4 protein-coding genes are annotated in these 9,763 nt (G+C 54.7%); all 4 read right to left on the bottom strand.

Annotation, left to right across the window (positions count from 1 at the left end; translation table 11 throughout):
• Nucleotides 1-3,560, bottom strand: a 3,560-nt coding sequence (locus ACW17M_RS09400; RefSeq protein WP_457547299.1) for an Ig-like domain-containing protein, incomplete at its 3' end; no start/stop codon positions are given.
• 291 nt (nt 3,561-3,851) lie between these two features.
• Nucleotides 3,852-5,681, bottom strand: a complete 1,830-nt coding sequence (locus ACW17M_RS09395; protein ID WP_190372947.1) for an ABC transporter ATP-binding protein — start codon at nt 5,679-5,681, stop codon at nt 3,852-3,854.
• Nucleotides 5,681-6,625: a hypothetical protein gene (locus ACW17M_RS09390; protein WP_457547298.1), complete on the bottom strand. Its 945-nt coding sequence runs from the start codon at nt 6,623-6,625 to the stop codon at nt 5,681-5,683. Before ACW17M_RS09390 ends, ACW17M_RS09395 begins: the two co-directional genes overlap by 1 nt.
• 64 nt (nt 6,626-6,689) lie before the next feature.
• Nucleotides 6,690-9,710 (bottom strand): Mur ligase family protein, encoded by a 3,021-nt coding sequence (locus ACW17M_RS09385; RefSeq protein WP_457547297.1) that lies wholly within the window; start codon nt 9,708-9,710, stop codon nt 6,690-6,692.
• Nucleotides 9,711-9,763: the final 53 nt, after the last annotated feature.

The following is a 9,763-nucleotide window of genomic DNA, read 5'->3' as shown; positions in this document are numbered from 1 at the left end:
GTGTCGCCTTCGCCGGCGTCGCCGCCCACGCTGCCGGTGACGCTGATGGTCTGGGTGGCTTCTTCGCCGTTGATCACGTCGTCACCGGCGATGGTGTCGATGGTGATGGTGGCGGAGGCGTCGGTGTTGACCGTGATGTCACGTGTTTCGGTCGCGGTCTGGCTGTTACCCGCCGCGTCGGTGGCGGTCACGCTCGCTTCCACACTGTTGTCGGCGATCAGGTCGGCGGTTGCCACGGTAGTGCTGTAGCTCAGGTTGCCCGCACCGTCGTCGACCACGCTGGTGGTGTAGCTGTTGCCATTTACACTCAACGTGACTTGATCACCCGCTACCACGTCACCGCTCACCGTGCCGCTGACAGCTGTGAAGTTTTGCTCAGCCTCGGCAGCGTTGATCATGTCGTCACCGGCGATGGTGTCGATGGTGATGCCCGCGGCGATCTCGGTGTCGGCCGTGATATCACGCGTGGCGGTGGCGGTCTCGCTGTTACCCGCCGCGTCGGTAGCGGTCACGCTCGCTTCCACACTGTTGTCAGCGATTAGGTCGGCCGTGAGCACGTCGATGCTGTAGCCCAGGTTGCCTGCGCCATCGTCCACCACATCGCCGGTGTAGCTGTTGCCGTTCACGCTCAGCGTGACTTGGTCACCCGCTACTACGTCACCGCTCACCGTGCCAGTGATGGCGGTGTTGGTTTCAGCGGCTTCTTCGGCGTTGATCACGTCGTCACCGGCGATGGTGTCGATGGTGATGCCCGCGGCGATCTCGGTGTCGGCCGTGATGTCACGCGTGGCGGTGGCGGTCTCGCTGTTACCCGCCGCGTCGGTGGCAGTCACGCTCGCGTCCACACTGTTGTCAGCGATCAGATCCGCCGTGAGCACGTCGATGCTGTAGCCCAGGTTGCCTGCGCCATCGTCAACCACGTCGCCGGTGTAGCTGTTGCCGTTCACGCTCAGCGTGACTTGGTCACCCGCTACTACGTCACCGCTCACCGTCCCGGTGATGGAGGTGTTGGTTTCAGCGGCTTCTTCGGCGTTGATCACATCGTCATCGGCAATGGTGTCGATGGTGATGCCCGCGGCGATCTCGGTGTCAACCGTGATGTCACGTGTTTCGGTCGCGGTCTGGCTGTTACCCGCCGCGTCTGTGGCGGTCACGCTCGCTTCCACACTGTTGTCGGCGATCAGGTCGGCGGTTGCCACGGTAGTGCTGTAGCTCAGGTTGCCCGCACCGTCGTCGACCACGTTAGTGGTGTAGCTGTTGCCATTTACACTCAACGTGACTTGATCACCCGCTACCACGTCACCGCTCACCGTGCCGCTGACAGCTGTGAAGTTCTGCTCAGCCTCGGCAGCGTTGATCACGTCGTCACCGGCGATGGTGTCGATGGTGATGGTGGCTTCTAAATCCGCATCCGCGTCGGCATCAGCGTCTGCGTCAGCGTCAGCATCTGCGTCGGCATCAGCGTCTGCATCGGCGTCTGCATCCGCATCAGCGTCCGCATCGGCATCTGCGTCGGCATCCGCGTCAGCGTCGGCGTCTGCATCTGCATCCGCGTCGGCATCTGCATCAGCGTCAGCGTCTGCATCAGCGTCTGCATCAGCGTCGGCGTCGGCATCAGCGTCTGCATCGGCGTCTGCATCCGCATCAGCGTCCGCATCAGCGTCAGCGTCTGCATCAGCGTCTGCATCAGCGTCGGCGTCGGCGTCGGCGTCGGCGTCGGCGTCGGCGTCGGCATCAGCGTCTGCATCGGCGTCTGCATCCGCATCAGCGTCCGCATCGGCATCTGCGTCGGCATCCGCGTCAGCGTCAGCATCCGCGTCTGCATCAGCGTCGGCATCTGCATCTGCATCAGCGTCGGCGTCGGCGTCGGCGTCGGCGTCGGCGTCGGCATCAGCGTCTGCGTCTGCATCAGCGTCCGCATCGGCATCAGCATCGGCATCCGCGTCAGCGTCGGCATCTGCATCAGCGTCAGCATCTGCATCTGCATCTGCATCTGCGTCAGCATCCGCATCCGCATCCGCGTCTGCATCAGCGTCGGCATCTGCATCAGCGTCAGCATCGGCGTCAGCATCTGCATCCGCGTCTGCATCTGCATCTGCATCAGCATCGGCATCTGCGTCTGCATCGGCGTCTGCATCCGCATCCGCATCCGCATCCGCATCGGCATCGGCATCGGCGTCTGCATCCGCATCAGCGTCCGCATCGGCGTCGGCGTCGGCATCAGCGTCGGCATCAGCGTCTGCATCCGCATCCGCATCAGCGTCCGCATCGGCATCTGCGTCGGCATCCGCGTCAGCGTCAGCATCCGCGTCTGCATCAGCGTCGGCATCTGCATCAGCGTCGGCGTCGGCGTCGGCGTCGGCGTCGGCATCAGCGTCTGCGTCTGCATCGGCGTCTGCATCAGCGTCCGCATCGGCATCCGCGTCAGCGTCGGCATCTGCATCAGCGTCAGCATCTGCATCTGCATCTGCATCTGCGTCAGCATCCGCATCCGCGTCTGCATCAGCGTCGGCATCTGCATCAGCGTCAGCATCGGCGTCAGCATCTGCATCTGCATCTGCATCCGCGTCTGCATCTGCATCTGCATCTGCATCGGCATCTGCATCTGCATCGGCGTCTGCATCAGCGTCCGCATCGGCGTCCGCATCGGCATCAGCGTCGGAGTCAGCATCCGCATCAGCGTCTGCGTCGGCATCCGCATCAGCGTCCGCATCCGCATCGGCATCAGCGTCTGCATCCGCATCCGCATCCGCATCGGCATCGGCGTCTGCATCCGCATCCGCATCCGCATCCGCATCAGCGTCCGCATCGGCGTCAGCATCCGCATCGGCATCGGCATCAGCGTCGGCGTCTGCATCAGCATCAGCGTCCGCATCGGCATCGGCATCAGCATCGGCATCAGCATCGGCATCCGCGTCTGCATCTGCATCTGCATCCGCGTCAGCATCTGCATCTGCATCTGCATCTGCATCCGCATCCGCATCGGCGTCAGCATCGGAGTCAGCATCCGCATCCGCGTCGGCATCAGCATCTGCGTCCGCATCTGCATCTGCATCCGCATCCGCATCCGCATCCGCGTCGGCAGCCAACGCAACATCATCAAATTCAACAAGCTCAGCGGAGTCTAAACCGCCTTCAGCAGCCTCGAAACTTAATGGGTCGGTTTCTTCAGCAATACGTGCAACGCGAACGAAATCGCTACCGCCACCACCGCCGCCGGCGCCACCACCGGCAGCAGTCGCGTCAAGAAGATCGAGGAGATCTCCTTCTTCGTCGTCAAGAGCGGCAAGTAGCGCTTCAAGATCGTCGTCTTGGGCGCTGGCATCTGTGGCTACAATTGCGTCAACATCAAGCTCGGGCGTAACAGCAACTTCTTGGCCACCCTCGACAACGTTAGCGCCTGTTCCGTCGGCAAAGTCTAGCTCCACACGACCATCCTCAGATGTGATGAGCGTTTCGCCCTCCTGAAGAACGTCGCCAATGCGCAGTTCGCGCAAGTTGCCGTCTTCGTCACGTGCCCATGCCTGACCTGAAATCGCTGTAACCGTCGCCGTTGCCATGCGCTGTTCTCCACCCACCGTTTAATTAAAGAGGTCGCCGCTTTGCCAAGCCCTGTGAAAAATAGCTATTAGCGGCATTTTGGAACAAGGCTAGTCTTGATTAAGACAGTTGCATATTGTACCGGTGGACAATACGGGCAAAATAATAGGAAGAGTGTGTTGGTGAGGTTCGCGACTGTCGTGTCAGGGGGCACTTACAGCCAATTCACCGAACAAAAGAACAGAAATCGCTAACGCTAGCTGATCAAAGAAACTGATACAGGAGCTGATGAACAGTAGCTACCCTTTCTCCTAATTTACACTATGGTGCAAGCTGGCAATATCACGCCGCAGGGTAGAGAAAGAATGGCTATGATTGACTGCCTCATAAGCTTTAATAAGACCAGCCATCATATTGAGTGCACCAGAATCGTTATTAGCATGACAACGCTGACAAAATTCGTGCGCGCGTGCAGCCAATGCAACGTAGTTCGCAGCAGTGGCCGGGGTATCAAATTCAAACCAGCGTGGCTGAGTATTTGAACCCTCCCACTGGTTGCCAATCACTTCAAGCACTTCGGCATGCAGTTTTGCAGATAATGGCCAGAAAGCCCCAACCGTGTCGTATACCCAACCAAACCAGTCCATCAGAAGCATATGACCATCTATATTCGCCATGCGTGCACTACTCGGATTTTGCACCGTCAGGCTCTTGGGAATCCTTTCCACCTCAGCCACCATAAGTGGCCATAACCGCATAAAATGATCAATTTGAAAGCTTTCTTTATCCTCTTGCGTCAAATACGCAAAATGCGAAGCGTCTATTTTCTTCATACGCTCGGGTAAAGAGGCAAAAGTTGCTGTGTATTGCGCGATAAGCCGGTTAGGCAAAGGGACATGAAGCAGACATTGACGCAGCTCACTCATCCAGGGTTTTCGTTCTTCTGAGTTTTTCCACTGAGGAAATTGGCCACCTATCTCCAACAATACAAAAGAGCACCACGGCAACCTACCACTCTCCAGCAAGATAGGCACAGCGGGAATGACACCATGGTAATGGCCATTTACTTCGTTCAGCAGCGCGGTTTCATGCAGAGCTTCATTTTCTCGCGCTGAGACATAACACTTGAGCAATATATAACGTGGGACATCGCTGGCATCAGTATCACGAATCAATACCTGTGCTATAGATCGCCCATGAATCAGGCGGCACTGTAAAACATCAATGTCGCTATTGCAGTGCTTACGCTCAACCAACCACGGCAACAGCCACTGTTTGAGAGTCCTTTGTTCAAAACGTTGAACAAAATCCGTGGTTGAAAAGAGAGATATCTGTTGAGAGCGCGGCAAAAGCAACATGTTAATCTGCTGAAAACGCTTGATGATGCTCAAAAAGCTTACTAGCCCATTGACACTCGCCGCCATTAATTGGCGTACCCCCAGCAGCAGTATGAATAGCGTCAACAGTGGCCGCATAGTGCCATTAAGATAATCCAGCACAATGATCAGAAAACCCAGTACAAAACTGATATTGATCACTGTGAGAACATTGCCTTGAAGCGTATCCTGGATTTTTTGCACCCTTTCAAAGCGGTAGTAAAAGCCCACCACCATCACCAACCCAAGCACACATAAAACAGCCAATAGTGCTAGAAGAGGATGTAGAAGAGCGATCATCAGACAGAACAGTATGGCAATCACTGCTGATGATAAGGCGCCTAACACAACACCCAGTACACGTTTACCAAGTAATCGATGGTTGGCAACTAGCCGAGTTTTATTCAAGTGCTGCAGTATTGAAGCTGAAAGGCTGGCAATGGCTTTTTTAACTAGCCATTTAAGCAAGGCATAGGCGCAAAAACAGAGTACTGCCAATGCGATCAGAACCGCTATTTTTTCACTGTTGGCATCCGTCCAGAAAACCCATCCGTCGATGCGGCTACGGCCAGTTATCAACATTTGGAGCAGTTGCCAGGGGAGTACCAAGCTTGCCAACAGCATTACTTGAGTTGCGATCTGCATCAACAGGATAGTGGCCACGCGCCAGCGAAATGGCCACAGCACCTCGCGAGCCAGCGCCATCATTAAGTCACGAACCTGATCGCCATGGATCTCATTCGTCTCAGTCACCAGATTGCTCATCAATCAGTCATTGGCTCAATAAGTTGCATGAATACACGTAACTCTTCCGGCTGATCTGCTACCGACATATACGTTGAAACTGCATGATGCACTGCAGATAGGATGGCCTCATTGTGGCGCAGACTGCGCTGCTGTGCCTCTGCCCAGCTGTACACTGGCCATTGTTCTTGGGTCGCAAGGGCCTTCCCAGCCTCGTTTAGTGAAGAGAATAGCAGCGGCAGAAAGGCGCTCCCATAAAGCTCGGTCATCGCCACTACTTGGCTGCCATCGTGATAGCGTATATCTCGAAGCGCATCAGGAATGGATATATCCCCTTGGGGGTCAAGCAGGTAAAACAACCGCTGCCAAAATGGCGCTGCGCCGTAGCTCTCTTGCATCACCCTCTCAAGCGCCTCGATATTAGCGGGCAGGGAATCCCCCTGTTGTACATCCCCTCTCAACAGCGATTCCGACCAGCGAGCCAACCCTTCATGCACCCAACCTTGCTTGAACATCATGTGTGCGTTTTGGTATAGATGAAACAGTTCATGTGCAGGCGTTAAGCTCCGTGCTGCATTCACATGCCCACCCAGAGCCATGCGAATATGACAATCTGGCGAGGCAGCGCTGTGTACAACTTCGTCATAAGCCTGCCCGCTACGTGTTTGATCAGTACGTAAAACCACCATAATGAAGTGCGCACGCTGATAGCGTGGCATGAGCAAAGGTGGTGTGAGCCCCAGAACGTCGCGATAAAGCGCATCGGCAGCCGCCAACTGAAGCTCCAAGTCTTCAAGTTGCGTTGCGTTTAGCGCCGCACTCTGGTCAGGGCTCTCGACAAAGAAGTGAATGTCATCAAAACCCTTCGCAGGATTCGGCTCATTTGCCAACTCCTCGAGCGATCCATCACGCTGCAGGTAGTAGCATTCACCGGCTTCATGCTGCGGCTGAGCAACAGCAGGCATTAGCTTGCCTATCGCACAAAGCAATAGCAGAGAGCCCCACCAGCGTCGGCTTGACGATAAGTATTTATCCACGGGTCAGGTGTGAAAAAAGCGCGTGTAACCCAATACCATGGGATGCCTTAACAAGTACGCTATCTTGCGACATCATGTGGTTAGGCAATGCTGCTTCAAGTGCTTTGACATCCGAGAAATGAAACACTCCGGCGGCCTCCCCTCCCAGTAGTGGCGCTAACGCTTGGCAATGTTGACCGCACAGCAGTATTTGCCTGGCCGATAACGCGTTAAGTATGGGAACAAGCTCCAGGTGCAGCACCTCTGATTCTGAGCCAAGCTCCAGCATATCGCCAATAATCAATAGCTTGTGATCCGCATCGACAGGTAGTGCGGAGAAAGCTTCCAGTGCCATACGCATCGATAACGGATTGGCATTATAAGCTTCATCGTACACAGTGATCGCCACTCCGTGGTAATCAATGGCCCGCACCTCCCCCCTCCCTGCCACAGCCTGAAAAGAGGCTAGGCGAGCCATAACGGTGTCTAAAGGAAGGTTATCGTGCCTGGCCACTGCCAGCACGGCCATAGCGTTAAGCAGCATATGGCGCCCAGCGGCGCTCATGCATAGTTCATACGAAGCGCCATCGAACGTAATGCGCCCGCTATTGCCTGAAAACTCAAGCATGCGTATGTCAGCGTCAGCATGCTCGCCAAAGCTGACTACTTTTAGGTGGTAGCTCCTTGCCTGCTCAGCAAGATAAGCATACTGCGGCATATCACGATAGAGAATTGCGACCCCATTGGCTGGCATACCCTGAAAAATAAGCGCTTTCTTACGGGCAATTTCGTCCAACGAGTGGTGATACTCCAGGTGCGACGCAGCGATATTCGTAACAATGGCAATATCAGGGCGAGCAATATCCGTATTGTGGGCCATGGAGCCGATGGCCATTTCAACAACCCAGTATGGCGCCTCTGGAGGCATTGAAGCGATGTTCCAGGCAATACCAACCGGCAGGTTGGCACTGCCTTGCGTTTGCCCTACTGAACTGTTGTAGCTCAGCACATGGGCTAGCATCGCCACTGCCGTTGTTTTGCCTGCGCTTCCGGTAATACCAACGACACGACCTGCGTAGCAGCGCCGTTGCCACTGCCCTATGGCCAGTGTTGCTGCGCGAATATCGTCTACCTGTAACACGGGCACACCGATATCACGATATGCCTCGCCATCATCACAAAGCACTGAGGAAGCACCTTTAGTGACCAGTGATTTCACCGCCGCGAATGGCAAAAAACCTTTGCTCATCTCCTTGCCCCGAGCGACAACCACCTGCCCAGGTTGAAAGGATTTCGGCCAGCAGCATACTCCACTTGCCAACCATTTATCAGGAGGAGATGTTATCCATTCTCCCCCCGTTGCCGAGGCCATAGCCTCTGCATCAAGCTTATTTTCTAACGGTGGCTTGATACTGGCATATTTTCCCTTACACAGCAGTTGCTGATAGGCCACCAGCCCTGAAAGGTAGTGCTCTACATCGTCAATCCTTACGCGAAAACCGTGATGGCGAATAAAAAAACCATCCAGGATAGTAGCGGGTGACTTAAAGTACATCGCTACTTCCGGCCAGAAAAAACCATTCAGAAGATAGTTCGCTCTGGCGTGCAGTGCCCGATAAAACGCATTGATATCAAAACCGTTCAGCACATCGATTAAATCAGGGCGTGTCTCCAGCTTGAGCAGCGTCTTGTGAAACGCCATTGACAGCTCAAGCAGTGTTGGAAAAGTGGTCACCCGCTCGCGAATAAAATCGACATAACCTTCTATGTTGCGCACCGCAAACGCAAAATATTGTCGCTCTGGACAATGCGCCACCAATTCATTTGCGCAATAAGCAAGCCAATGGTCATGCGCCTTTTCGTGCCCGTTAGCGATAAAGTAGTCAAACGCTTTGACAACGCAGTCCAGCCAACGACTATTGCGGGTATGATCGTAAAGTCGCATCAGAGCAAAAGCGGCTTCACCATCGTAATAAATTATCCGGGTCTTTTCCTTAACCGATAAATCCGCAGCATTGAGTACGTGCACAAAGCTACCGTCGGCTTCCTGCATTCTTGAAATCCCTAGCGCCAGTGCATCCACCAAATCAGCATAACGATCATCTCCCATGACTTGGTGATACTTCACCAACGCAAGAATGGCGACCGCATTGGCTCCCAACTTGATGATATCGCCCCTATCCACCACATAGGCCGCCCCTTGGCGATGAACGACAAACTCGGAACATAAGCCCGAAAGCGCCCAAGATATCTGTTGGCGTACCAGCCCAAGCTGCTCATCACTTAAAAGCAGTTGATCAGAGCAAGCCTCATACCCCTCCAACAAAGCATAAGTACTGCTGGCGTGACGTAATACATTGTAAGTATTAATGAGGCGATCAAAACAAGGAAAATAGCCATATACGTATCGACCATCCTGGCCAACCTGTTTGCCTAAAAAGCGGGTCGAGCGGGCTATCAGTTCCCCTGTGGAAGCCACTGTCAGCGGTGGCATCTCCCGCCTACTCCAGCGCCTTGGTCGGGTTTCCAGTGCATGCACACTTGTTGTCTCACCGCTAACATCCACAAATATGCCGGTAGTGGAAAAACTCCACACCGTCATGTTGTCGGCAAAGTCCGGCATCTGGCTTGAGCCGTGACGCGCTTTCATGTAGCGCTCAAGGTGATGTTGGTTGACTTCAGCATGCTCAACATGCCCTCCTGCGTACAAACAGGCATTGGCGTTTAGCTCCATCTCAGTCAACAAAAGTCGCGGGAGCCTCTTACCAACAAAGGCTAGGCCGCTGCGAAAATAGCTGCGCTTATAGCGCTTCATCTCCTGTTTTAGCGCCTGCCACTGCCACTCTCGTACGGCAAAAGGCCATTCCAACCGACACCACACCAAAGGATGGGAGAACTTTCGCTCCAGTCTTGTCACTGCTTGCTTCAAAGTGGGTAATAACGCTGCCCAGTTGCCTGCCTGCAAGCTGCTCAAATCAAGTTGCACAGACGTGACTTGTGCACGCTCATAGCCATCGCTTACTGAAATCAACATTACCTGCGAAAATTCCGCAAACTCTGTGTGTCTGTCCAACCACATAGGCATCA

The sequence above is a fragment of the Vreelandella sp. 2A-K22 genome (assembly GCF_054065485.1).
Note: the sequence above shows the minus strand (reverse complement) of the source record. Positions and strands in the feature narration are given on the sequence as shown.